The organism is Cysteiniphilum litorale, assembly GCF_003428165.1.
GTDB lineage: Bacteria > Pseudomonadota > Gammaproteobacteria > Francisellales > Francisellaceae > Caedibacter > Caedibacter litoralis.
In genome coordinates this window covers 34968-61742 of the sequence record NZ_QLIQ01000007.1, presented here as the reverse complement: position 1 = coordinate 61742, position 26775 = coordinate 34968, and the positions used below count along the sequence as shown (strand labels likewise).

The window sequence follows — 26775 nt, the reverse complement described above, 5'->3', positions numbered from 1 at the left end:
ATAAAAAACTATGTTCCACTCAGATAGTTCTGAAAATGCCAAGCAGGCATTTGATCTAGATTCTTTTTTAAAGCATTTAACAACGCATCCAGGCGTTTATCGTATGTATGATAATGCGCATACGATTTTATATATTGGCAAAGCCAAAAATCTCTATAAACGTGTCAATAGTTACTTTAAAAAGGGCGCTAAAGATATCAAAACACAGACGTTAGTTGAACAAGTCGTTTTTATTGATGTCACGGTGACACCTAGTGATTATGATGCTTTCTTGTTAGAGAGTGCGTTGATTAAGAAACATAAGCCTAAATATAATATTCTATTCAAAGATGATAAAAGTTATCCTTATTTGCATTTAAGTGACCATCTGTTTCCAAGGTTGTCTGGTTTTCGCGGTAAGCCGCGCAAGGCAGGACAGTTTTTTGGTCCCTTTGTCTCATTATCATCAATGAAAGAAACATTGATTTTACTGCAAAAACTTTTTCCCATTAGGCAATGTGAGGATAGTTATTTTAACCATCGCTCACGTCCTTGTTTGCAATACCAGATTAAGCGTTGCAGTGGTCCTTGTGTGAATAAAATCAGTATTGAAGACTATAAAATGCAAGTTGATCTTCTGGCAAAATTTATGAATGGCAAGCTCACCTCTGTATTGGAAGAAATTTCACAGAAAATGCAAGATGCTGCCAATGAAGAAAACTTTGAGCTTGCTGCACAGTTACGTGATCAATTAGCGCTACTGACCAAGCTGCAACAACAGCAATTTTTGGATAAATTGAATAATAAACGTTTGCATGTGTTGGGTGTTTTACAGGAGGCCGATAAGGTTTGTATAACATTGGTCAGTATTGAACAGGGTAAAGTGGCCGATGATAAACATTGGTTTATTAGTCAACATGGCAGTACGTTGACGGATATTTTAGAGGCTTTTTTATCACATTACTATTTGGCAGAACCGCGAACAATTTGGCCTGAAGAAGTTATTTTGCCGAAGGAAGTTAAGGTGTCAGAATCGCTGCTTATAAGTATTGCACAAAAGGCTGAGCGACAGATTAAATGGATTACAGAGGCGATTGCTGATAATGCCAAATGGCAGAAGCTTGCCTTAATCAACGCGCGTCAAAAATTACAGATGAATTTGCAATCTAAACAACATTTTGTCAAACGGTTTGAGGCTTTAGCAAAGTGGCTTGATATCCCTGAGATTAAACGTATTGAATGCTTTGATATTAGTCATCACCAAGGTGAAGCAACGGTGGCTTCATGTGTCGTCTTTGACCAAAGTGGCGCATTAAAATCTGCACACCGACGTTATAATATTGAGGGTGTTACGCCAGGGGATGATTATGCAGCCATTGCGCAAGCGGTCACAAGACGCGTTGAATCAGGGATAGAGGCAAATAATCTGCCAGATGTTATGATTATCGATGGCGGTAAGGGACAGATCAAAAAGGCTGAAGATGTACTGAGGCAATATAATCAGCAGCATAATATTAAACTCTTGAGTCTTGGCAAGGGGATTGAGCGAATCAGTGGTAAAGAGGATATTTTTCAAGGTTTTAATGATGAAGTGTATCATTTGCCAGAGCATGATTTAGCCTTTTTGTTATTAAGACAAATTCGTGATGCAGCACATGACTTTGCCATCAAAGCGCAGCGTAAAAAACTAGCAAAACGCCAAACTGAATCCGTACTTGAGTCAATTGAAGGGGTGGGGAGCAAACGCCGACAAGCGCTTTTAAGGCACTTTGGTGGTTGGCAAGAGTTATCACGTGCTTCAATTGATGAGATTGCAAAGGTCAAAGGCATTAGTCCTAAGCTTGCTGATCATATATGGCATGCGTTTCGTTAATTACGCTTTGATATATTCATCAGCCTTCGTTAGCCAGCGTCCTATAATTGGCTCAATGGTTTGAGGATGATGCTGTATAAGCGTATCCGCGATAGAGGTAACTTCATCAAATAGATTTTGATGTTGGCTTAAATCTGCAACTTTAAATTGGATATCACCGGTTTGGTTTTTACCAAAGATATCTCCGGGACCGCGGAGCTTAAGGTCTTCCTCCGCAATAATAAAACCATCTTGGGTTTGGCGCATAAGCTCTAAACGCTTTCTGGCAGTGAGTGATAAGGGGGATTGATAAAGCAAAATACAGTTACTTTCCTTGTGTCCACGTCCAACGCGACCACGTAATTGATGCAGTTGCGACAAACCCAGACGCTCAGCATTATCGATAATCATAATATTGGCATTAGGCACATCAACACCAACCTCAATCACGGTGGTTGCGACCAATATATCTAATTCATGCGATTTGAACTGCTGCATGATGAGTGTTTTTTCCTGAGCCTTCATCTTGCCGTGAATAAGACCAATGCGTGCGCTTGGCAACATTTCTTTGATGGTTTCAAAAAGTGATTCAGCATCTTGCAGTGTCACTAACACTTCGGATGATTCAATGAGTGGACAAACCCAATAGGCTTGCCCATTGGCATTAATATGTGCTTCAAGTTTATTGATTAGTGTTTGTTTTTTATTTTGATTTAAGACGCTAGTGGTGATTGGTTTGCGATTAGGTGGGAGCTCATCAATGATCGATAGATCAAGATCACCATATACGGTCATTGCCAATGTGCGTGGAATAGGGGTTGCTGTCATCACAATTTGATGGGGCTGCCAATTGTTACTTCTTGATTTATCGATTAATGCCAAACGTTGTTCAACACCAAAACGATGTTGCTCATCAATAATCACTAATCCAAGATTAGGATAATCAATGCTTTGCTGAAACACTGCATGCGTGCCAACAATAACGCAATTATGCTGTGTCTGTATTATCTTAAGTGCGTTCTTACGCTCTTTTGCAGTTAATTTTTGAGCGATAAAGACAACAGGAATATCAAAAGGACTAAGCCAGTTACTTAGATTATGATAATGTTGCTCTGCCAAAATCTCTGTGGGTGCCATCATCACTGATTGTAGGTGATTAGCAGCAGATTGAATCAAACAAGCGCTGGCAACAATGGTTTTACCTGAACCGACATCACCTTGCACAAGGCGTGAGCATGGTTTGGCTTTGGTCAAATCAGCAAAAATCTCAGCAATAACACGCTCTTGGGCTTTGGTTGGAGCAAAAGGCAACTGACTGATAAACTTATCAAGTAATTTAGGTTTAATTTTTATCTTTGCAAACGGTGTTGATTGATTGGTTAGGCGCACTTTTTTCGCATTAAGGTTATGTGCCAGCATTTCCTCAATCGCTAAGCGATAACGAGCGTGCGTGACGCGCTTAATGGACTGCTCAAAGTCACTGTTTTGTGGGAAATGAATATCCATTAAAGCGCTATTAATATCCATAAATCCATGAACTTGCAAGATTGCAGTAGGCAGCAGTTCTTTAAAAGATATCGATGATTTAATCTGCTTTATTAGTTTATGGATAACTGTCGAGCTTATACCTTCAATTGTTGGATAAATCGCAGTAATTTCCCCGCTTAAAGTTTCATTTTGATCATTGATAATTTGCCACTCAGGGTGAATGACTTCAATGCCGTGATGGGTATGGTTAATCTCACCAAAGCAGCGAATAATTTTACCCTTTTGCAGTAGCTTAGTTTGATTGGGGTAAAACTTAAATAAATGCATTTTACACATGCCGGTGTCATCAGAGAAATAGCAATTAAGATGCTTTTTGCCAAAGTTGTTGATATTCACTTGGCGAATAAAACCTGATATTTGCTGCTTTTGCCCTGAGACAGTCTGTCCAATCGGTGTAATGGTGCGTCGATCTTGATAGTCTTTGGGTAAATGAAGTAACAAATCCCACAGCGTGTGAATGTTGGCTTTATTAAGCTTTGCTAATGTCGATTTACCAATGCCTTTTAAGCTTGAGAGATCTTCGGACATGCATTTACCTAAAGAACGAACCGAGTTTATTGTTTAAGGCATTTGTAAGTGCCTTTTCAATAATGGGCTGTAGGTTTTTTTGCAGTTGAGCTTGATTAATCGCGGCAGTAAACTGCTTGTCTTGATAGTTTAGACTATATGGGATAGTCAGGCTTGGGGTGCCTTTGATATGAATCGAAAGTGGGTAGTTTAACTCGTGTGTGCTTAAGTTCGCTTGTCCAGAGCCTGTGACCGTAAACTCTGGGGCTTGCCAATTGATCGAAGTTGTTTTAAGTTGGTTATTGTCAATATGACTTTGAATGCTAAGTTGTTTTAATTGCGTGCTTTTGTTTGGATCAGCAACGAGTTTGTCTTTAGCAAGAAGCGGTAGTAGTTGAGATTTCAATGTTTGAAAGGCGCTACCAATACCATCGCCTTGATCAACAGCACTTAATAGATTGTGTGTTGAAGAAGCAATCGCATTAAGATCAATACCGATAAGATTAGCACTTTGAGCGTTGATGCTAATGTCAGCTTTAGCTGCTGAGTCATTGTGTGAGAGTGCAAAATCAAGTGCAAACGAATCTAAGTTGACTTTGAAACCGTTAAGATTAATTATTTGCGCTAATGCAAGATGGGGTGCTGTGAATTGCCCTTTAAATGAAAGCTTAGGCTTAAGTATAATTTGGCTCATATTACCCATAAGTAGCTGATCATTGATTTTTAGGCGAATATTATCAATATTGTTGAGCATATTATTATTGTTCAGATAAATACTGGGCACTTTAAGGCAAACGGGCAAGTTATTAAGTACCGTTTGTATGCTTAAATCCGTAATTTCAGTGCTGTTAGTGTGTGGGGTTAAAGTTAATTGAATATTTAGCTGCTTGACATCGTTGGTTAACTCAGTGCTCACGCTATAGCGTTGATGTTTTTCAATGATATTCAAAAGAGATGCTTTAAACTGTTGATGTGCAGCACTAATTTCACCGTTTTGTAGCGTTAAAGACTCAAAAGGATTGCTCGGGTGGATAAAAAAATCAAGTGGGTTGATTTTAATCGTTGCATTTTGCCAGTGACTGTTAAAAGTACCATTTTGCGCGTTAATAGCGACCTCTTTAGCATTAAGCTGCATTGATTTTAGCGAGAAATCCAACACTCCATTAAGCATAATGTGGATGTTGGGGTCATTGTTTATTTTGCTATTGATCCAAGCTTTATAATCATTAGGGTTGAAAATAAATATCAACCAGATAAACATTAAAATAATCAACAGTGCAATAATGCCGATAATACTAAGTAAAAGTTTTTTAATCACACACATATTCCTTCGTAAAAGTAAAAGATGTCAAATTCATTGCAGAAAGACCATAATTCTATTTGGCTTCGCGCATAATGTTTTTTATTATGTTGGGAATTATTTTAACGAATATTTACATAGCGCCAAGCGGATTATGACAAAAAAATCTATAAAATTATTTACATTACTTATTCCTATGACCTTATTAGCTGGTTGTGGGCAAATGGGACCTTTGTATTTGCCAAAGGATGATACTGCGACGGTCGCAAAGCCCACCGAAACCTCTAATGCAACAAAGACAAGCGCTACAGCAGCGCAGTCGGCAGATACTAGCAATAATGATAAGCCATCGAATAAATCAGTTGATACAACAAACAATGATGATAAAGATAAACAAAGTGCTCAAAGCAATACAACATTACCATCAACTAATGAGCAGACGACTGATGATGCAGAAGCTAAGCAGGATATACAAAACACCGAAAGTCAGCAAGATCAGCAGGGTTCAAACAGTCTGCAAAATCAAAGTGAATAAAAGATAAAAAAACAACTAAAAAAAATAAAAACAAAACAATTGGAGTGAGTAATGACAAAGAGGCTAACTGCTTTAGCTGTATTGATAGGAACACTTAATGTAACAGCAGTTTATGCAATGAGTCCTGATGACGCACAAACCATGGCACAAAAATATCGTGCCTTAGCGCAAAGCTATGAAGATTTAGCCAAACACTATCAGGCAATTGCCGATGCTGGTAGCGTTAAAATTAAGCAAAATGATACAGCACAAAACACAAAAACAGCTACTACGGCTACACAAGCGACAGATAGCGCAGCAGCAAATGCTAAAGTACCCGTTGCCAGTGCCGCAGTTCTTAGTCCTTGGAGTGATTCACTGCAAGAGCAGAAAAAACCAGTAGCTCAGTCAGTGCAAGCATCTAAATCAAGTGCAGATACTGCGGCAACATCACAGGCGCAATCTACGTCGTCACTTAGTAGTTTAAATCTGCCAGAAGGCATTGCTAATGATGATGCAGTATCACAGAAAAAGCCAAACATAGCCATTGCAGACCCTTGGAAAGGTACGAGCTTTGGGTTGGGTGGTAGCATTGTCACAGGGAACTCTGCAGCAACTAACTATAATGGTAATGCCAATATTAGTTATAACCCGATTATCCCATGGAAAAACACATTGGTGATGAGTTACTTGTATAATCGCGATGATATGCCCGATGGCAAAGGCGTTAAAACCAATAAGTTCCAAGCAACAGGAACGACTTCATGGAATTTTGATAAGAACAATGGTATTTATGGCAGGATTAACTACTTAAATGATCAGCTTGATACATACAGTTATATTTTGTCAGAATCTATCGGTTATCAGCGCCAGTTGTATAGTAATGATACGATGAGCCTTACATCATCGATCGGTCCGAGTTTAACGCAACAGAAGGTCAAGGATACCGGTGAGTTTTCCAATGCACTCGGTGCGCAAGGTGGACTTGATTATGTGTGGAACTTTACGGATACCTCAAGCTTTAAACAAAGCATTTTAGTCAACTGGACAGCAGATGATGCAACGACTTATCAGACCAATAGCACCTTATCGACAGAGATTTATAAGAATCTTATTTTGCAATTGGGCTTCCAAATTAATGGTAGCAGTTGGGCAAGTTCCAATAAGAAACGCGCTAATACTGTGACATCAACAACGATTGCGTATTCGTTTTAATTACATACCCATAATAAACTATATCTAAGGCAAGTATAGAGATGGCTAATGGCATGAGTTAACACTCAGCCAACGTATAATCATTGTGTGTTTTTAAGGTCGTTTACTTTTTAGCAACTTCTACTGTGTGATTATTAGATGATGATTGCGTGTCAGGATTCTCATCGGAAGAAGCGTTATACTTTTCTAGAGTAATACTCTGCATCTGCACAATAATATTACTTGCCACTTGCGATTGTAGGCTATTGTAAATTTGTTGCTGTTGTGAGTTGTTGCTTAGCTGTTGTGTTGCATTCGTTGTATACGTTTGCTGTGCAGAGTTACTTTGATCTTTTAGGATAACTTGGTTTTTGCTATTCAAAATATCATAACTTACGGCATAGCTCATGATGTAGTCATTGGAAGATGCACCACCCGTGATGCCGACTAAGCGACTACTTTGTGCGGCAGACTTAATGTGAATAATAATATTCGCCTCTTTGGCTGATGGGACGACTTCAGCACCAGTGGATGTGATCACAGAATTTAAGGCATTAATAAAGCCAAATTCACTACCATTGTAGCTGATATATACTTTTTGCATAAACTTAGGCATGCCTTCATTCCAACCGCGTAAGTGAAAGCCGCAGCCATAAATTAAAGTAGCAAACAATGCGACAAGTAATAATTTAAGATTAATGTTTTTAAAGCGTAAATAATGCATGATCCATTACGCTCCAATCACTAGATTCATTAATTTTTTCGGCACGTAAATCGCCTTTTTAATTGTTTTGCCTTCAAGAAATTTGCTGACCACTTCATCGGCAATAACCATGGCTTCAATCTCTTTGGCAGTAAGCTCACTAGAGACATCAATTTTGGCACGTAATTTACCATTGACTTGTACCACTAGAGTGAAGTTGTCACTAATAAGTGCTTGATCATCAATTTGCGGGAAGCCTGCATTTAAAATATCATCACCAAAGTGAAGCTCTGACCATAAGGATTGTGCAATGTGTGGGGTAAATGGCGCTAATAAACGCAGCAGAATACTCACGCCTTCAGTGATAACAGCGCTGTTCTGAGCATTTTGTAAACTATTAAAAATCTTCATGCACGCTGAAACAACCGTATTAAACTGCATCTTATCAAAATCAAAAAGCGCCTGCTTTAACACGCTATAGATTTCAAAGCGCACCTTTTTATCATCATTACTTAACTTATCAAGGCTCAATGTGTATTTTGGATCAATCTTGTCATGATTGCTATGAATATAGCTCCATATTTTCTTTAAAAATCGATGTGCTCCTTCTACACCTGAATCAGACCACTCAAGTGATTGCTCAGGAGGAGCAGCGAACATACTAAATAAACGCACGGTATCAGCACCGTACTGTTCAATCAAAGCTTGCGGGTCAACCGTGTTGCCTTTTGACTTTGACATTTTAGCACCATCTTTTAGCACCATGCCTTGTGTTAATAGGTTGGTAAATGGCTCGCTACTGGTGACAAGACCAGCATCACGCATCAATTTATGGAAAAAGCGTGCATATAACAGATGCATAATTGCATGCTCAATACCGCCAATATACTGATCGACAGGCAGCCAGTAGTTGGCTTCATCATCAAGCATTTTATCAGCTGTTGGGCAGGTGTAGCGTGCATAATACCATGAAGACTCCATAAAGGTGTCAAAGGTGTCTGTTTCACGTGTTGCTTTACTGCCACATTGTGGGCAGGTTGTTTCGTAAAACTCAGGCATTACTTTAAGTGGCGAGGTAGCACCTGTTAATGTGACATCTTGAGGTAGTTTAACAGGTAGGTTTTCTTCTTTTTCAGGGGATATGCCACAATTTTCACAATGAATCATTGGAATAGGGCAGCCCCAGTAGCGTTGGCGCGAAACACCCCAATCACGAATCCTGAAGTTGGTTGTAATCTCGCCCTTGTTGTTGGTAGTTAAATACTCGGCAATTTTGCTAAAAGCAGCATCAAAATCAAGACCATCAAATTGTCCTGAATTAATCAAAGTGCCTTTTTCGGTAATTGCGCCTTTGCTAAGGTCAGTGTTACCTTCAGTGGTTTCAATGACTTGTTTTAATGAGATATTATATTTATGAGCAAATTCCCAATCACGCTCATCGTGCGCGGGTACCGACATCACAGCACCTGTGCCATAACTCATTAAGACAAAGTTGGCAATCCAGACTTCAACTTTATCACCAGTAATAGGGTGTGTCGCATAAAAAGGTGTTTTAATGCCAAGCTTTTCTTGTGTGGCAAGATCGGCTTCCATGGTCGAGGTTTGCTGACACTGTTTAATAAACTTAGCAATTGCAGCATTTTCTTTTGAAGCTTGTAATGCCAGTGGATGCTCAGCAGCAATTGCCAGATAAGTCACACCCATTAAGGTATCAGGACGCGTGGTGAAAACATCAAGTTTAGTGCCATTGACATCAAATGTTATCGTTGTGCCTTCAGACTTGCCAATCCAATTAGTCTGCATGATTTTAACCGCATCAGGCCAGCCTTTTAGTTTGTCTAGATCTTGTAAAAGCTCATCGGCATAGTCCGTGATTTTAACAAACCATTGAGGGATTTCTTTTTTCTCAACAAGTGCACCTGAGCGCCAACCACGACCATCAACAACTTGTTCATTGGCAAGCACGGTTTGATCAACGGGATCCCAGTTAACTACTGAATTTTTGCGATAGACTAAGCCTTTGTTGTAAAGCTCAATAAAAAACCATTGCTCCCACTTGTAATAACTATCATCACATGTTGCAACCTCGCGATCCCAGTCATAACCAAAACCTAAAGATTGTAACTGCTTTTTCATATAAGCAATATTACTATATGTCCAATCAGCGGGTGCTTTTTGATGTTTGATAGCAGCATTTTCAGCCGGTAAACCAAAGGCATCCCAGCCCATAGGTTGCAATACATTTTTACCAAGCATGCGTTGATAGCGGCTAACGACATCACCAAGGGTATAATTACGCACGTGCCCCATATGCAGTGTACCACTTGGATAGGGCAACATCGACAAGCTATAAAACTTTTCTTTGTTAGTATCTTTAACGGCTTTAAAAGATTGATTGTCTTGCCAGAAGGCTTGGATTTGCTTTTCTAATTGGGTGAAATCATAAGTTTGTTGCATTCTATTATCCAATTGTATGTTCTAAGTAGCTGTAGAAAGTATTTACTAAATTGTCAGTATGTTAGCGAAATTTTTAAGAAACGACTAGTGTCAATAGTGTTTATCTTGCGTTACTGTTGTTAATGCTTTAACTTTTATAGTGCGGAGTCTAACTATTAATGTTTGCATTGCTCTGTTTTGAGGCTAAAATATGGATATAGTCATTATAGGTGGTCATTTTTATGAGTAAGCAGATTTCTAAATCAAATTTTAAAACACATGCTTTAGAGTGTTTCCGTACAATAGAAAAAACAGGGCAGCCATTTATTATCACAAATCATGGTAAACCGTCATTAATGGTCTCATTAATAAAAAAGAAAATGCCTTTGGATGTATTGAAAGACTCTGTAATGAAATTTGAAAATCCAACTAAGCCGGTAGCAGATAATGATTGGGATCTGGCGTAAATGGATATTGTCTTGGATACGCATATTTTAGTTTGGTGGGTTGATGGTAACGATAAGCTAAGCACTAAAGCAGTAAACGCTATTAATAAGGCTCAGCAAGAGAAAAGTCGAATTCTATTATCGTCGATTACAGCGTGGGAAATTTGTATGCTAATTAACAAAGGAAGGTTAAGTCTACGTATTGATATTAGAAAATGGCTTGAAACAGTGCAGATGATAGATTGTGTTGAGTTTGTCCCCGTTACCAATGAGATAGCAATGACTTCGACATCTTTACCAAATTTTGATTACCATAAAGATCCTGCTGATCGTATGATTATTGCAACTGCAAGTATTTATGGTGCAATATTAATAACAGCGGATGAAACAATACGTAGTTATGAGCACGTCAGAACGCTCTTTTAAAATAAAACATTAATAAAAAACAAAGGAAACAAGATGAAAGGAAAATATATAACATTATTAGCTTCAATGTCTGTAGCTACCAGTATCGGGCTGTCACAAGCAGCTACTGATCAAGCTTCAGTGAAGTCGTATAATGATCAAACAATTGCCTCAATGCATAAAGCGCAAAACCTGTACTCACCCGTTGGTTATTGGTTGCAGTATACCGATGGTGATAAACAAGCACAGTCAATTTTGCAAGTTTACAAAGGTAAAGATGGTAAGCTTGAAGGTAAGATTATTGTTCCTTTTGTTAATATTGTGGGTGACAAAGAACAAGTGCCTGATGTTTCGTGTAAAAACTGTGGTAAGGGTGATGAAAACGGTTATAAGTTTGACTATTCAAGTTATCCAAACAATCAAGTGCAAGGCTTGAAAATAATGTGGAATTTCAGCAAAGATGGTGACAAAGATGGATCAGATGGAGCGTTATATAAAAGCGGATCAATTTTGGATCCATCCAATGGCAAAGTCTATAGTTGCAAGATTCAAACACAAGAAAATGGCAAAAAGCTCTATGTGCGTGGCTATGTTGGTTTCTCATTATTTGGACGCACGCAATATTGGTATCGTATTGATCAACAGGAAGCATTGCAATGCGCTAAAGTCTGCGGCTTAACCAAAGATGGGCATTATGCTTATGCTGACAAAACAGGAAAAATTACCAATGAGAAATTATGGCAGCAATGTTCAAAGATTATTCTAAAAGCCAATGGTTTGTGTGATTTTGGTGCTTAATTGTGAAGTTTGTGATCAAAAAATAAAAATTAGCTGTGTGCGGAATAAATAAAATTTGAAAGTGAGATCTTTTTTCAATAGAATCTCGTTTGAATTTTGGATTCTAAGGATTATGGAGTGAATACGATGAATATGAAAAAAAAGTTAAAAACCAAATCAATTTATATGTTACCAGCGTTGCTGTCTGTTGGCTTACTCGCAGGCTGTGCTAGCTCAAGTAATGTCAGCTATGTAGATCCGCAGGGTGTCGATACGACATCGATTAATTTCAACTCAACAGACTTGCAAACGACAACGCAGAAAATGGTTGGTGGCATGCTAGCATCTCCAGCGATTGCACGTATTACAGCGGGTGGCAAGCAGCCGATTGTATTCTTTAGTACGATTAAAAATGAAACCGCAGAGCACATTAATACTGGTATGCTAGCGAATACTGTGTCAACTGAGATTATCAATAGTGGTAAATTCCAGTTCACTGATATGTCGCAAGTCAAGCAAATGAAAGAGCAGATGGATTATCAATCGGAATCTGGTATGGTCGATCAAGCAACGGCGACAAAGATGGGTCAACAAATCGGTGCACAATATATGATTTATGGCAGCATTGCCGATATGCAATCGATGAATAGTGATCAACAGTCTTTATTCTATTTGATTACATTAAAAATGATTGATCTAAAAACAGGTATTATTGTTTGGCAAGATCAAAAACAAATTCGCAAAGTACAAAAGCGCAGCTCTTTTGGCTGGTAACCTACCAACACATAGGTCTCTATGTAAATATTAATTGCTGGATTTACGCACTTTAGAAAAAACGATAATTTTATAAACACCCCGTCAGCCTCCGGCTGCCACCCCTCTTTGCAAGAGGGGTGCTTAAGCTTGCGAAGCGGGGTGTTGAAATAGAAAAAGTCCGTAACTTCAGTTAATTTTATTTTCTATAGTAAATAAGGACTTTTATGAAGCTAAAAGCAATTGCTGCCACTTTGTTTATGATGGCAGATGTTCATGTATATGCCACACAGCAAAATCAAGTAACTACCGATTCAAGTACACCTGATGCAAAAACACAGCAAAAGGTGGAAACAATGCCTATTGAAAGCACAATAAATCAAGTGGTCGCTAAAGATACACCTATTTCAGAGGTGGAAGATCAAGATGATCGTACTGCTCAAGAAGTTATTATGGATAAGGTGGGCGCTTATATCGCTAGTAATGGGTTGAATTTTAATAACGAAGATACGCGAGTGTATTCTGCTTACGCTAAAGTGGCTAAAAGTGATAATGATAATAATACGATGAATGCAACGACTTTACAGCTTGCATTTCAAGAGGCGATGTTAAAAGCGCAAGCTGAACTGGTAAACAGTGTGGTTAGTAAGAACTTAACCAAAATAGTGTTTGAGAACCATCAAGATGATAGCTCAAATAAATATGACATTGATAATGATCAATTGCCCGGAGGTGGTGATGGTTTTTGGAGTACGATGAGCTCCTTGTATCATAAGTATGTTGCGATAAAGAGTAATGATTTAGATAAAGAATTAGCAAAGCAAGGTGTTGATGCTGAGAAAATTGCTCAAGATCCGATGCTTAAAAAACAAGTGGCATTTCAGAAAATGTTGATTGAAGCGTATAAAAATGCCTATCTGGAAGTTGCAGGTTTGTTGCCGCTAAAGACATTTGTCGTGACTAAAGATAATCAGCAATATGTTGCAGTTATCGCGTTATATTCTGAGAAAATAAGGGCTTTGGTGACGGATGTTAAATCAGGTAAAGCATCATCAATACATTATCAAAAAGGTCTGAGTATCAATGAGATTGTCAATAAATCAGCCAATGTGCTGAAAAATGATTTTGGCATTCGTATTGTCTTTGATGAGCGCGGTGAACCGGTTATTTTATCCTATGCGCAATTTGGTTATCAACGTCGTGGCTCAGCTAACTCTCTGGATATCGCAGTGGCGCAGGCACGCGCAGTTGCTGAAGCAAACTATGCTAACTTCTTAAACTCATCAATGACGACCAGTCAGTTGACAAAATTAGGTAGAGAAAGTGCTGAGTATGTATTTAGAAATCTCACTACCGGCAAAGAAAACATTAAATCAACAAACAACCTAATTAATATGCTTGATAGTGAAATTAAAAACACGGCAAGCACGTCATTATCCGGTGTGCAAGTGGCAAAAACATGGCGTTATATACAAAAAGGTAACAATGATGCTGTCTATGGTGTTGTGCTTGCGTGGTCGCCAACAAGTATGCATTTAGCGCAGAGTGTTAAAGATTTTAATGGAAATGTATATAATCAAGCACAGCAAAAACATAATGCTGATAATAAAAACGTGGCAAATAAACAAAATAAGCAAAACAGTAAAGCGATTGTGAGCGAGAGTGAAGACAATCCTTATTTACATCAGTTTTAAGTGAGAATCGATAATGATTAAAAAAACGATATTAGCACTTTCTTTGTTGCCTGCTGTACTTTTTGCGCAGGTGACGGAAGTATCAAAAAATGTCACAGGTGTTGGTAAGACTTATGACAAGGCTTTAAAAAGCGCCTTAGTGCAAGCGGTATCACAAGTTAATGGTGTCGATGTATCGTCAATTGAGCAGTCGATTAATAAAACTTTTGATGCGGATATTAATGCCAAAACCAGTGATTATGGTGATTTAAAGGCAGATGTTAAGCTATCAAAAAGCTATGAATCGAGCATTAAAACCGCAACCAAAGGCTTAATCAATGGCTATGATGTGATTGATAGCAAAGAGGTTGATGGTGTATGGCAGCTAACAGTTGTTGTTAAAATGAGCGAATATCAAAGTGTTGATGAGCGTGAGAAGCTCAAGCTTTACTCCATTGCTTTGACACCTTTTCATTTTATGCCTGGATCAATTAATGGCTTAATTGGTTTAGAGCAAGTAAAGCCAATGATTCAAGAGGCGTTGCAAAACCAGTTTGTCCAGTCACGCAAGTTTAATGTGGTCAGTCGTAGTGCTGAAGATTTTGGCGCATATAAGGATGAAATGGCAGTGCTGGAATCAGGGCATGCCAAGCCAGCTGAAAAAGCGCGTATTAAGCAGTTGATTGGTGCTGATTTTATGGTAGTTGGTGATATTGCAAGCTTTGATTTTTATCAAACCAAAAAAGAATTTTATGGTGAGGATTTCAAAACATGGCATGTTGGTTTGGTCATTAACTATCGTGTGATTGAAACGGCAACGATGGCAATTAAATGGTCAGATAGTGTTAAAGTTTACTTGCCATCATCGGATGTTGCAAAAGAGATAAACTCAGAAAACACAGCGGTAAATGCGATCGCACAGTCTTTGTTTGACAAAGCAGGGCAGCAGATTGCTAATGAAGTGATTGGGTTAATTTACCCATTGACGATATTAACCGTTCAGGGCGGTGATATTTATCTTAATCAAGGGGGTGATCGCGTGCAGGTGGGACAAAAATTTGAAGTGCGCGGAAAAGTAGATACGGTAATCGATCCAAGTACAGGGGAGCATATTCCAATACAAGGTAAAAAGCTTGCTGAGCTTGAAGTGATGAGTGTGACACCAAAATATGCAATAGCAAAAGTGCTTTCAGGTCAGGCTAATACGGTTGTTAGAGGTTTACAGGTTTATCCTATAAAGTAGTGATTTGGGTTAAAGAGAATGGCAAAAATAATTAAAAATAGCGGGTTAAGTCTATTCTGTGTTAGCACGTTAATGTTATCAGGGTGCGCGACTTTTTCAGCGTCCTATCCCAATAAAATGAAGCAAGTAAAGGCAGATGCGGCAAGTGGTAATATATCGGAAGCACAAAAGGCATTTATTGATGAATTTGGTGATAAGCCGACAACTGATAACTTATATTTATTAGAGCAGGCGCGTTTAGCGCAACTAAATGGTAATGTCGCCGAGTCTAAGAAAGATTATCAAGCAGTCATTCAAACCGTGGCAACGAGTAAAATGGCAGCGAAAGTTCAAGTATCTAAAATGCTAGAGAATATGGGTGCGGTGCTCACCAATGATCGTGAGCTACCATTTTCAACCCCTGATTATGCAATGACATTTTTATATCCGTACCAGGCATTGAATTACTTATCTGAAAATGACCTAAGTGGTGCGCTTGTGGCTATTCGTCAATTAAGTAATGCACAATATTGGACGTATCAGCAAAAATTAATGGCAGGAGACTTGCAAAGTAAATATCAAAAAGATACGAGCAAAGCTGAGGTCGATCAAAATAAGCTAGGGCTTAACAAATCGACTGAAATCAATCAGATGTTTAGTGCGGTCAAAGATGCCAGTAATGCCTATGAAAATGGCTTTGGCTATTATCTGGCAAGTATTTTATATCAAGCATTTGATGATAATTACAATAATGCCTTTGTCTCGATCAAAGATGCCAAAAGGCTTTTGCCTGATAATCCTTATGTCTTGAGGACTTATAAAGAGATTGAACGCGGCTTTAATGGCGGTAACGCCTATGAATCTGGTAAAGGGCGTTTGGTTGTGCTTTATGAGCAAGGTTTTGTCACTCCAAGAGAGGCATTTAAACTGCCACTTTTTTTAGGGAAACTTGGTTTGCAAGAGGTTGCAGTAGCCTACTATCCATCAAAGTATACTTTGTTGCCTGCAAAAGATTTATATATCACACAAGATAAAAAAATCATCGATAAAGGGCAGACTTCATTGTTGGTAAATACCACGCAAATGGCAATGAAGTCATTAACTGAAGAGTATCCTGCGATTATTACCCGTGAAGTGATTCGTTTGGTCGTAAAATCACTAGCAACTTATGAAGCGAGTAACCAAGCCGGTGGTTGGGGCTTGTTAGCAGGTTCCATATATAGTTTTATGACCGCGCAAGCCGATGAGCGCAGCTGGTTGCTACTACCTAATAATATTCAACTATTTGAGCAGCAATATACGCCAGGAAAATATACGCTAGATATTGCATTAAAAAAGACACCGATTGACATTAAGTCGAATAAAACAACATTACTATGGATTGTAAATATGGGTGATTTCACGAAAGTATATCATTTTATTATTTAAGATTTAGAAGTTAGAAAGGGGGTAATGTGCATTCTAATCATTCTGATACCGCAAATAACACCATCAAAAAACTAACCGCAATCGGGCTTTTTATTTGGTGCAATGCAAAGTGCACATGTGCTTAATTTCTCGATGATTAAAGGGCATGTTCATGATAAGCAATTAGGTGTTGGCATTGCGTTTATTAATCTGTTTTTACCATTAAGTGGCGCGGTATTTCAGCCATTGTCTGGCTTTTTGTTACAGCTCTTTAAGGGCTCGCATGGTCTTCATCAAGCCTATCAATATATGATGATTTTAATCCCTGTTTTAATGTTGCTATCCTTTATCATTGCGCTTTTTTTCAAAGAAGTTAGAACAAAAGATATTACTTTGTGATTGCATTCTAATCAAAGCTTCCAAGCTTTTCCGCTAAAATGCTAATTCGCCTATATTTTCAGGTATCTTAGGTTTATAATTGTCGCCGTTTTTAATACTTAGCTTTAATTGTTTTTTTAAGCTTTTTGAGCTTTTTAAGTTTTAACTGTCTATGGAGGCAACATGTCTGAAAGGTTTCATGATATTGATACAACCGAAACGCAAGAGTGGCTAGAAGCATTAGAAGATGTCGTGACACGTGAAGGTGCCGAACGTGCTAGTTTTTTGGTAAATCGTTTATTGGATCGCGCTGGCGAAATTGGTATTGATAGTGCGTATGCGCCTGCTAAAAGTATTTCGTTTATGAATACGATTAAAGTCGCTGATCAGCCTGGTTATCCAGGGGATTTGGAAGTTGAGAAAAAGATTGAGAATCTTAATCGCTGGAATGCGGCGGTTATGGTTGCCAAGGCCAATAAAAAAGATGGCACATTGGGTGGACACATCGGCTCGGGTGCTTCAATTATGACGCTTTATGAAGTCGGGTTTAACCACTTCTTCCATGCACCAAGTGAAACAAAAGCAGGGGACTTGGTTTTTTATCAAGGACACACAACGCCTGTGATTTATGCGCGTTCTTATCTTGAAGGGCGTTTAACTGAAGAGCAGTTAAAGAACTTCCGCCAACAAGCATTTAATGGAGATAAAGGCTTATCATCTTACCCTCATCCATATTTACAGCCAACCTATTGGCAGTTCCCAACGGTTTCGATGGGGCTTGGTCCATTGCAAGCGATTTATCAAGCACGCTTTATGAAGTATCTAGAAGCACGTAAATTAGCTGAGACCAGCAATCGCCGTGTATGGGCGTTTTGCGGTGATGGTGAGATGGATGAACCTGAGTCATTAGGAGCCATTAATCGTGCGGCACGTGAAGGCTTGGACAATCTGATTTTCGTGATTAATTGTAATCTGCAACGTCTAGATGGTCTTGTTGATGGCAATGGCAAGATCGTTGAGGAATTTGCTCAGATCTTCACAGGTGCCGGTTGGAATGTTATTAAAGTACTATGGGGTAGTAATTGGGAGCCATTATTCGCCAAAGATACCAATGGCAAATTACAACAACGCTTAGCACAGATGAATGATGGTCAGATGCAGTTTGCACGTTCGCATGGCGGACAAGATTTGCGCCAAACAATTTTCGGTGGCGATCCAGAGCTAGAGGAAATGGGCAAAGGTTACACTGATGAAGATGTACAAAACTTAATGCGTGGTGGTCATGACCCGATTAAGGTATATGCTGCTTATCAACGCGCTGTTAATAATACAACAGGTAAGCCAACGGTTATTTTACCAATGACGATTAAAGGCTATGGTTTAGGTGAGTGGGGTGAGTCTAAGAACATTGCGCACAATGTTAAAAAGCTTGATACCGCAGCGCTAAAATATATTCGTGATCGATTCGATGTGCCGGCAACGGATGAGCAAGTTGAGAATATGGAATTTGTCAAATTCCAAGAAGGCTCTAAAGAACATGCTTATTTACATGCGCAACGTAAAGCATTAGATGGTTACGCGCCTGCACGTTTTGAGAATAACACCGCTTTACCGATTCCAAGTTATCAGGATTTTGGTCAGCTATTCTTAGAGGCAAGTGGTGATCGTGAGTTCTCAACGACAACGGCATTTGTACGTATGTTTGTTAATCTAACCCGTCATAAAGAGCTAAAAGATCGTTTGGTGCCAGTGACAGTAGATGAATCACGTACGTTTGGTATGGAAGGCTTGTTCCGTCAACTAGGTATTTATAATCATCGCGGTCAGCAATATGTGCCAGAAGATAAAGCGCAAGTGATGTATTACAAGGAATCAACGGATGGACAGATCATCCAAGATGGTATCAATGAAGCTGGCGGATTTTGCTCATGGTTAGCGGCAGCGACTTCGTATAGTGCTCATCGTGTGCCAATGATTCCATTTTATATTTATTATTCTATGTTTGGTTTCCAGAGAATTGGTGACCTTGCGTGGTTGGCAGGTGATTCACATGCTAAAGGCTTCTTATTAGGAGGCACTGCAGGACGCACTACACTTAATGGTGAAGGGCTTCAACATGAAGATGGGCATAGTCATATTCAAGCTAGTCTTATTCCATCATGTATCTCTTATGATCCAACGTATGCATATGAGCTTGCTGTGATCCTTTGGGATGGTATGCGTCGCATGTATGTTGAAGGCGAGCAAGTTTTCTACTATGTCACGGTAATGAATGAGAACTATGTGCATGGTGCGATGCCTGAAGGCTCTGAAGAAGGCATTATCAAAGGCTTATATTTGTTAAAAGGTGCCAAAAAAGCCGATGCGAAAAAGCATGTACAGTTAATGGGCTCAGGCACTATTTTGCGTGAAGTTGAAGCCGCTGCTGAGTTATTAGAGAAAGACTTTGGTGTCACCAGTGATGTTTGGAGTATGACCTCAGCGAATGAGCTTTATCGCGATAGTCGTAAAGTAGCGCGCTGGAATATGCTTCACCCTGATAAAAAAGCACAACAGACGCATATTGAGAAATGTTTAAAAGGTCATACAGGACCTGTGATTGCGTCAACGGATTATATCAAGCTTTACACTGAGCAGTTACGTGAGTTTATGCCTACAAATTATATTACCTTAGGTACGGATGGCTTTGGTCGCTCTGATTCGCGTGAGAACTTAAGAAGCTTCTTTGAAGTAGATCGTTATCATGTAGTTATTGCTGCGTTAACTGGCTTGTTACGCGAAGGTGCTGTGACTGCTAAAGTGGTTAAAGACGCGATTAAGAAATACAATATTGATCCTGAACGTCTTGATCCACTAAGTCACTAATCGGGCGTTTTAAAACTAAATTAAAAAAATTAAAAAAATAAAAACAAGAGGAAAATTGCATGGCAGTACAAAAAGTCACAGTACCAGATATCGGTGACTATAAAGATGTTGATGTAATTGAGGTGAATGTCAAAGTGGGTGATGTAATTGAGGCAGAAGACTCATTAGTTACCCTAGAAACAGACAAAGCGTCAATGGAAGTTCCAGCTCCCTTTGCAGGTGTTGTTAAAGAGATTAATGTCAAAGTGGGCGATAAAGTTTCAGAGGGCTCATTAGTTCTATCGGTCGAAACTGATGCAATTGCTTCATCTGCGCCATCTCAATCAGTAGAGCCCGTAGCGGCAGAAGTTGCACCATCACAAGCGCAAAGTACACAAGTGATTGATGTGACTGTTCCTGATATCGGTGACTATAAAGGGGTTGATGTTATTGAGATTAACGTCAAGCCGGGGGACGAGATCAATGCTGAAGATTCATTAGCAACACTTGAAACTGATAAAGCATCAATGGAAATTCCAGCACCTGAATCAGGTAAAGTCGTTGATGTCAAAATCAAGGTCGGTGATAAAGTATCACAAGGCGATTTGGTGCTAACCCTTGAAGTGACAGGTGCGGCAACTGTGGCACCTGCGCCAAAACAATTAGAAACCAAAGAAGCAGTGATAGCTGCTGCTCCAGCGGCTCAAGCTCAGTCAACTGCTGCAGTTGAAACAACAGATGTGCATAATACCAATGCACATGCATCTCCTGCTGTACGTCGTTTAGCGCGTATCTTAGGTGTGGAGCTGGCACGCGTTGTGGCAACAGGTCGCAAAGGACGCATTACCAAAGAAGACTGTGAGAATTATATCAAAAAAGCTGTGCAAGCCGTCCAATCAGGCAATGTATTAAGCGGTGGTGGTTTAGATCTTTTACCTGATCCACAGATTGATTTTGCCAAATTTGGTGAGATTGAAGTTGAAGCTTTGTCACGCATTAATAAATTAAGTGCTAAGAACTTAGCGCGTAACTGGGTTAAGATCCCGCATGTGACTTTCTATGATGATGCAGATATTACTGATCTTGAAGCCTTTAGAAATGCCAAGAAGCCAGCCGCTGAAAAAGCAGGGGTTAAGGTAACACCTTTATCATTCTTGATCAAAGCCGCAGCTGTGGCGTTAAAAGAATACCCGCGTTTTAATAGCTCATTATCCAATGATGGTGAGAATTTAATCCTTAAGAAATACTTTAATATCGGCTTTGCCGCAGATACACCAAAAGGTTTGGTTGTGCCAGTGATTAAAGATGCCGATCAAAAAGGGATCTTTGAGATTTCACGCGAGATTATGGATCTGGTCAAAAAAGGGCGTGATGGTAAGTTAAAGCCTGATGATATGCAAGGTGCAACCTTTACGATTTCAAGCTTGGGTGTTTTGGGTACAACAGCATTTACACCAATTATTAATATGCCTGAAGTGGCAATTATGGGTGTGTCAAAGGCTGCCATTAAACCAGTGTGGAATGGTAAAGAGTTTGCGCCAAGAACGATGTTGCCATTGTCATTATCAACTGATCATCGAGTGATTGATGGCGCGTTAGCGGCACAGTTCTTAACGCGTTACTGTGCAATTTTGGCAGATTTAAGAGAAATACTTTTATAAACAAAGGGTAAAAAAATGAGTGATGTAAACAATATTAAAACAGAAGTCGTTGTCTTAGGTAGTGGACCTGGCGGTTATAGTGCAGCATTTCGTGCGGCAGATTTAGGTAAGAAAGTTGTCCTTGTTGAGCGTTATGACTCAATTGGTGGTGTGTGCTTGAATGTTGGATGTATCCCATCAAAAGCGTTGTTGCATGTCGCTAAAGTCATTAATGAAGCGCGTCACTTAGAAAAAGACGGTTTGATTAGTTTTGATAACTTAACTTTCAATAAAGATAAAATTTTAGGTTATAAAGATAAGATTGTTGGTCAGTTAACAGGTGGCTTAAAGGGCTTAGCAAAGCAACGTAAAGTTGAAATCGTTCAAGGCTATGGTAAGTTTACAGGTGCTAATGAAATCGCGGTTGAAACAAAAGATGGCGTTAAGAAAATTGCTTTTGAAAATGCGATTATTGCGGTGGGTTCTAGCTCAATTAAATTACCATTTATTCCAGAAGATCCACGTATTATTGATTCAACAGGTGCACTTGAAATGAAAGAAGTGCCGAAGAAGATGCTTGTTATTGGCGGTGGTATCATCGGTCTTGAGATGGCGCAAGTCTATAGCGAATTAGGTACTGAGATTACCGTTGTTGAGTTTATGGATCAATTGATGGGTGCTGCTGATAAAGATATCGTTAAGCCTTATGAGAAAATGATGTCTAAGCGTTATGATATTCGCTTAGAGACTAAAGTGACGAAAGTTGAAGCGAAAAAAGATGGTCTTTATGTTTCAATGGAAGGTAAAAAAGCTGCTAACGGTGAGCGTTTTGATCGCATTTTATTGGCAGTTGGACGTACACCAAATGGTAAGTTAATCGATGCTGAGAAAGCGGGGGTTAACGTTGATGAGCGTGGTTTTATTGCTGTTAATAATCAGTTAAAAACAAACGTGCCACATATTTATGCGATAGGGGACGTGGTCGGTCAACCAATGCTAGCACACAAAGCAGTGCCTGAGGGGCGTATTGCTGCTGAAGTGATTTGTGGTATGAAGCATTACTTTGAACCAAAATGCATTCCAGCAGTCGCTTATACTGATCCTGAAGTAGCATGGGTTGGTGTAACTGAAAAAGAAGCCAAAGAGAAAGGTATCAAATATGACAAGGGTGTATTCCCATGGGCAGCTAGCGGCAGGTCCCTTAGTATTGGGCGCAATGAAGGCATGACTAAAGTCCTGTATGATGAGAACCATGTCATCATCGGTGCTGGCATTGTTGGTCCAAACGCTGGTGAGTTAATTGCTGAAGCGGCATTAGCCATTGAGATGGGCTGTGATGCTGAAGATATCTCATTAACAATCCACCCACACCCAACCCTTACTGAAACATTGATGATGGCGACAGAGGTTTATGAGGGTACAGCAACTGATATTTATGCGCCTAAGAAGAAGTAAATCTAATTACGACAACATTACCTTTTAAATTTTTAATATCATATCAAGACATGCTCTTTGGGGCATGTTTTTATTTTCTTACTGTCAATATTGCTGAATGTGTCAATAAAAGACACAGTTGCACAATGGAGTAATCATAGTTGAATACAACAACGTTAGAGATTTTAAAGCAGTTAAGCCATGAGACTTATATTGATGGCACGACCATCGGTAATGCGCTTGGAATTACACGCGCCGCGGTATGGAAAGCGATTCAAAAACTGCAAAATGATTATCATATAGCGATTGAGTCGCATCGTGTTCATGGATATAAGTTACAATCACCGCTTATTATGCTTGATCAAGCAAAGATTTTAGCAGCTGTTGAGGTGACAAACGTAGCGCTTGAATGCTTAACAACTGTTGATTCAACCAATACTTACTTGCAGAATTCAGCGCTTAAAAGTAAGTATCATATTTGTATCGCAGAAGAGCAGCGCCAAGGAAAAGGTCGTTTTGATCGTGTGTGGTGCTCACCTTTTGCTGAGAATCTATATTACTCACTGAAGGTAAGCTTACAAAAAGAATTAAGTGAGCTATCAGGTTTGAGTTTGGCAGTGGCAGTGAGTGTTGCAAAAGCTTTAGTGAACAAATACCCAACATTAGATATTAAAATCAAGTGGCCAAATGATATTTATATCAATGCCAAAAAACTTTCAGGTATTTTGATTGAAGTTAAAGCCGAATCCAATGCGCAAAGCCAGATCGTGATTGGTATTGGTATTAATGTTAATATGCAGCAACGCGGTGATATTACACAAGACTGGACATCATTGACAAGTGAATTAAATCATTATATTGATCGAAATGAATTAGCTATTAGCCTCAGTAATGAGTTAATACCGAGCTTACAACGATTTGAAAACAAGGATTTTAGTATCTTTATTGAAGATTATGATAAGTATGATTACTTAAAAGGCAAAACCATTGGTTTGAATATTTTAAATAAAGAAGTGATTACCGGTGTTGCTAATGGTGTCAATGCATTAGGTCAATTGAAGCTTAAAGTTGGAAATAGTGAGCGCGTATTTGCTTCAGGTGAAACTTCTGTTATTAAAAAAAGCTAAATTTAGATACCTTCTTCAACATTCTCATTCACCTGAAATTTTAAATAGTTCTCTGGTGTTTCCAAGGTTATTTTGCCTATTCTGCCTTGGCGGAAGTCTTGGATAAGTTTCTCGGCAATATGATGCATATGCTGCTGCCCTAGTGTTTTGCCAACCTCTATAAGCATCTGTTCTAAATCTTCTGAGTCTTCAGTAATTTTGTAACGAGAATTTAATACTCCAGAGTAATCTTGTTTTAATAGTTGCAGCATAAAATAAGCAGTTGTTGGGTAATCCATGGCAGTATCACGAATCGAACCAATAGCAGCAAGCTTAAAGCCACAACCTTCATCCTTCGGGCTTGGGAACATAATCCCTGGTGTGTCATTAAGATAAAAATGTTTTTCAATCTCAATTTTTTGCTGCCTTTTAGTGACTGCAGGTTCATTGCCCGTTTGTGCGATTTTACGCTTGGCAAGACTGTTAATAAGTGTTGATTTGCCAACATTAGGAATACCAAAAATAACCGCACGTATTGGCTTTAAAAGCGTGCCGCGATTGGGCAGTTGTTTTTTACATAATTGAATGATCTTTTGCGCGCTTTTTTTATCACGTGCAATGTCCAAGGCAATCGCCTTACCATTATAAAACTGAAGCCATTGTTTGGTGACTTTAGGATCAGCAAGATCAGATTTAGAGAGAATCTTAATAATCGGTTTGCTTTTGGCTGCTTCATGCAATACCGGATTGGCACTTGCCTCAGGTGCGCGCGCGTCAACAACTTCAATTGCAATATCAATTTGTGGCATAAGCTTAAGAAGCTCTTTTGTTGCTTTGTGCATATGCCCTGGAAACCAGTGAATCATCGTAAGGTAAAATATATTTATAGTAAATTGATGGCTACCTTAGCGTATTTGCCCAGTGAAGTAAACTATATGAAGAAGGTGCTGCACGGGTGAGGGGAATTTAAATTCTGTAAATTTCTGCCAATTAGCGATTTATTCACTATTTTCTTTTGGCTATAATGAGCCCTCGACGTAAGAGGATTAAGCCATACGAGGTTATTCATGGGATTAATAACACCTTTATATGAAAAGCATTTGCAACACAATGCACGAATGGTTGACTTTGCTGGCTGGGAGATGCCTATTCAATATCAAGGCGTGATTGAAGAGCATCATGCGGTACGCAAAAGTGCCGGTATATTTGATGTTAGTCACATGCTAACGGTTGATATTATTGGCAAGGATGCAAAGCGCTTTATTCGATTTTTATTAGCCAATGATATTAATAAAGTACCACAAGGCAAGGCTTTGTATTCTTGTATGCTCAATGAAGGAGCAGGCATCGTTGATGATCTTATCGCTTATCATTTTAGGGATGACTTTATTCGGTTGGTGATTAATGCTGGAAATCGCACAACAGATGTTGAGTGGATGAACAAACATAAAAGCAATTTCGACGTCAAGATTAATGTACGTGATGACTTGGCAATTATTGCTGTGCAAGGACCCAAGGCGCGCCAAAAGGCTGATGTTGCATTAGCAAACTTAGCTACAGAAGAGGTGAGAAATCTAAAACCATTTAGCATGCATAAAAATGGTGAGTGGATGATTGCTCGCACGGGTTATACCGGTGAAGATGGCTATGAAATCTCACTCCCTGCAAGTGAAGTATGTGCATTTTGGGATAAGTTGATTGACGAGGGTGTAACCCCTTGTGGTCTAGCTTCACGCGATACTTTACGCTTAGAAGCGGGGATGAATCTTTATTCCCAAGATATGGATCAAACGACAACACCTGTAGAATCAGCATTAATGTGGACAGTGGCATTAACTGATGATCGCGACTTTATCGGGAAAGAGGCATTGTTAAAGAAAAAACCTGCGATTGATAGCAAGCTTGTCGGCTTGGTACTTTTGGATCGCGGTGTATTGCGTCATGGTCAAAAGGTTGTGGTGGAAGGAAGTAGTAAAACAGGGGTTATCACCAGTGGCACTTTCTCACCAACACTATCTGAAAGTATAGCGCTTGCACGTATCCCTAAAGATGCTGAGAATGTATTTGTTGAAATTCGCAATAAACAAGTTCCGGCTAAGATTGTGCAATTTCCTTTTGTACGCAAAGGCGAAAAAGTATATAGAGAATGCCAAAAAGCAGTGACTGAAAATTAATATCTTAATGAATGACATATAAAACCTAAGGAGAAAAAAATGGCAGAAATAAGAGAAGAGTGTCGCTACAGCAAGTCTCATGAGTGGGTGCGTGTTGAGGGTGATATTGCCGTTTGTGGGATTGATGATTTTGCGCAATCAAGCGCTGGTGAGCTTGTGTTTGTTGAGCTGCCTGAATTGGATGATGAAGTAAAAGCTGGTGACGATGTTTGTGTTGTTGAATCAGTTAAAGCAGCATCGGATGTTTACGCTCCAGTCTCAGGGACAATTGTTGAGGTCAATGAGGCATTGATTGATTCACCATCAATGGTTAATGAAGGGTGTTATGATGAGGGCTGGTTATTCAAAATTAAAATGGATGATCCAACTGAATTAGATGATTTATTGTCTGCAGAAGAATACGCAGAGGAGCTTGATGCTTAAGTTTGGCATATAAAGAGACGCCCGATGAGCTATGATGACATCGGGCGTTTTTGTTTGTAA

The 26775-nt window shown here is 39.2% G+C and carries 22 protein-coding genes; 17 read left to right on the top strand and 5 right to left on the bottom strand.

Features of this window, described 5'->3' with window-relative positions; genetic code table 11:
• Positions 1–10: 10 nt before the first annotated feature.
• Positions 11–1852: an excinuclease ABC subunit UvrC gene (uvrC, locus tag DNJ75_RS04540; RefSeq protein ID WP_117001999.1), complete on the top strand. Its 1842-nt coding sequence runs from the start codon at positions 11–13 to the stop codon at positions 1850–1852.
• On the opposite strand, the gene recG is transcribed toward uvrC, so the two are convergent.
• Both recG and DNJ75_RS04530 read right to left on the bottom strand, forming a co-directional pair.
• Entirely contained in the window at positions 1853–3907 is a 2055-nt protein-coding gene (gene recG / locus DNJ75_RS04535) for an ATP-dependent DNA helicase RecG (protein ID WP_117001998.1), read from the bottom strand.
• Between the two features lie 4 nt (positions 3908–3911).
• A complete protein-coding gene (locus tag DNJ75_RS04530) occupies positions 3912–5204 on the bottom strand; it encodes a hypothetical protein (protein ID WP_150468990.1) in 1293 nt (430 codons plus the stop codon).
• A gap of 136 nt (positions 5205–5340) precedes the next feature.
• On the opposite strand from DNJ75_RS04530, the gene lptM reads away from it, so the two are divergent.
• The gene (gene lptM / locus DNJ75_RS04525) at positions 5341–5721 is read left to right on the top strand and encodes an LPS translocon maturation chaperone LptM (protein WP_117001996.1); all 381 of its coding nucleotides are present in this window, start codon (positions 5341–5343) and stop codon (positions 5719–5721) included.
• A gap of 51 nt (positions 5722–5772) precedes the next feature.
• Positions 5773–6915: a DUF481 domain-containing protein gene (locus DNJ75_RS04520; protein ID WP_117001995.1), complete on the top strand. Its 1143-nt coding sequence runs from the start codon at positions 5773–5775 to the stop codon at positions 6913–6915.
• Positions 6916–7018: 103 nt separating this feature from the next.
• Here the strand turns inward: DNJ75_RS04520 and DNJ75_RS04515 are convergent, their stop codons facing one another.
• The gene (locus DNJ75_RS04515; protein WP_117001994.1) at positions 7019–7618 is read right to left on the bottom strand and encodes an LPS-assembly lipoprotein LptE; all 600 of its coding nucleotides are present in this window, start codon (positions 7616–7618) and stop codon (positions 7019–7021) included.
• Positions 7619–7624: 6 nt separating this feature from the next.
• Positions 7625–10054, bottom strand: coding sequence for a leucine--tRNA ligase (gene leuS / locus DNJ75_RS04510; RefSeq protein WP_117001993.1), 2430 nt, complete (start codon positions 10052–10054; stop codon positions 7625–7627).
• Positions 10055–10275: 221 nt separating this feature from the next.
• On the opposite strand from leuS, the gene DNJ75_RS04505 reads away from it, so the two are divergent.
• The 12 genes from DNJ75_RS04505 (at position 10276) to DNJ75_RS04450 (ending at position 24139) form a co-directional block, all read left to right on the top strand.
• Positions 10276–10500, top strand: coding sequence for a type II toxin-antitoxin system Phd/YefM family antitoxin (locus tag DNJ75_RS04505; RefSeq protein ID WP_117001992.1), 225 nt, complete (start codon positions 10276–10278; stop codon positions 10498–10500).
• Positions 10501–10905 (top strand): type II toxin-antitoxin system VapC family toxin, encoded by a 405-nt coding sequence (locus tag DNJ75_RS04500; protein WP_117001991.1) that lies wholly within the window; start codon positions 10501–10503, stop codon positions 10903–10905. It begins immediately after the preceding gene.
• 33 nt (positions 10906–10938) lie between these two features.
• The gene (locus tag DNJ75_RS04495; RefSeq protein ID WP_117001990.1) at positions 10939–11682 is read left to right on the top strand and encodes a DUF2147 domain-containing protein; all 744 of its coding nucleotides are present in this window, start codon (positions 10939–10941) and stop codon (positions 11680–11682) included.
• Positions 11683–11814: 132 nt separating this feature from the next.
• Complete coding sequence (gene lpoB, locus DNJ75_RS04490; protein WP_373282845.1) at positions 11815–12435, top strand: penicillin-binding protein activator LpoB; 621 nt, start codon at positions 11815–11817, stop codon at positions 12433–12435.
• 206 nt (positions 12436–12641) lie between these two features.
• Complete coding sequence (locus tag DNJ75_RS04485; RefSeq protein ID WP_117001988.1) at positions 12642–14108, top strand: DUF6844 domain-containing protein; 1467 nt, start codon at positions 12642–12644, stop codon at positions 14106–14108.
• Positions 14109–14121: 13 nt separating this feature from the next.
• Positions 14122–15330: a CsgG/HfaB family protein gene (locus DNJ75_RS04480; protein ID WP_117001987.1), complete on the top strand. Its 1209-nt coding sequence runs from the start codon at positions 14122–14124 to the stop codon at positions 15328–15330.
• A gap of 18 nt (positions 15331–15348) precedes the next feature.
• Complete coding sequence (locus DNJ75_RS04475) at positions 15349–16737, top strand: COG3014 family protein (RefSeq protein ID WP_117001986.1); 1389 nt, start codon at positions 15349–15351, stop codon at positions 16735–16737.
• A 102-nt stretch (positions 16738–16839) separates the two neighbouring features.
• Complete coding sequence (locus DNJ75_RS04470) at positions 16840–17115, top strand: hypothetical protein (protein WP_117001985.1); 276 nt, start codon at positions 16840–16842, stop codon at positions 17113–17115.
• Between the two features lie 162 nt (positions 17116–17277).
• Entirely contained in the window at positions 17278–19959 is a 2682-nt protein-coding gene (gene aceE, locus DNJ75_RS04465) for a pyruvate dehydrogenase (acetyl-transferring), homodimeric type (RefSeq protein ID WP_117001984.1), read from the top strand.
• A gap of 59 nt (positions 19960–20018) precedes the next feature.
• A complete protein-coding gene (aceF, locus tag DNJ75_RS04460; RefSeq protein WP_117001983.1) occupies positions 20019–21599 on the top strand; it encodes a dihydrolipoyllysine-residue acetyltransferase in 1581 nt (526 codons plus the stop codon).
• A 15-nt stretch (positions 21600–21614) separates the two neighbouring features.
• Complete coding sequence (gene lpdA / locus DNJ75_RS04455) at positions 21615–23033, top strand: dihydrolipoyl dehydrogenase (protein WP_117001982.1); 1419 nt, start codon at positions 21615–21617, stop codon at positions 23031–23033.
• Between the two features lie 140 nt (positions 23034–23173).
• On the top strand, positions 23174–24139 hold the full coding sequence (locus DNJ75_RS04450; RefSeq protein WP_117001981.1) for a biotin--[acetyl-CoA-carboxylase] ligase: 966 nt from the start codon (positions 23174–23176) through the stop codon (positions 24137–24139).
• A gap of 2 nt (positions 24140–24141) precedes the next feature.
• Here DNJ75_RS04450 and ylqF read toward each other — a convergent pair whose 3' ends face one another.
• Positions 24142–24984: a ribosome biogenesis GTPase YlqF gene (gene ylqF, locus DNJ75_RS04445; RefSeq protein ID WP_117001980.1), complete on the bottom strand. Its 843-nt coding sequence runs from the start codon at positions 24982–24984 to the stop codon at positions 24142–24144.
• Positions 24985–25185: 201 nt separating this feature from the next.
• Between ylqF and gcvT the strand changes: the two genes are divergently transcribed.
• Complete coding sequence (gcvT, locus tag DNJ75_RS04440) at positions 25186–26292, top strand: glycine cleavage system aminomethyltransferase GcvT (RefSeq protein WP_117001979.1); 1107 nt, start codon at positions 25186–25188, stop codon at positions 26290–26292.
• Positions 26293–26331: 39 nt separating this feature from the next.
• On the top strand, positions 26332–26715 hold the full coding sequence (gene gcvH, locus DNJ75_RS04435) for a glycine cleavage system protein GcvH (protein WP_117001978.1): 384 nt from the start codon (positions 26332–26334) through the stop codon (positions 26713–26715).
• The last annotated feature ends 60 nt before the right edge of the window (positions 26716–26775 follow it).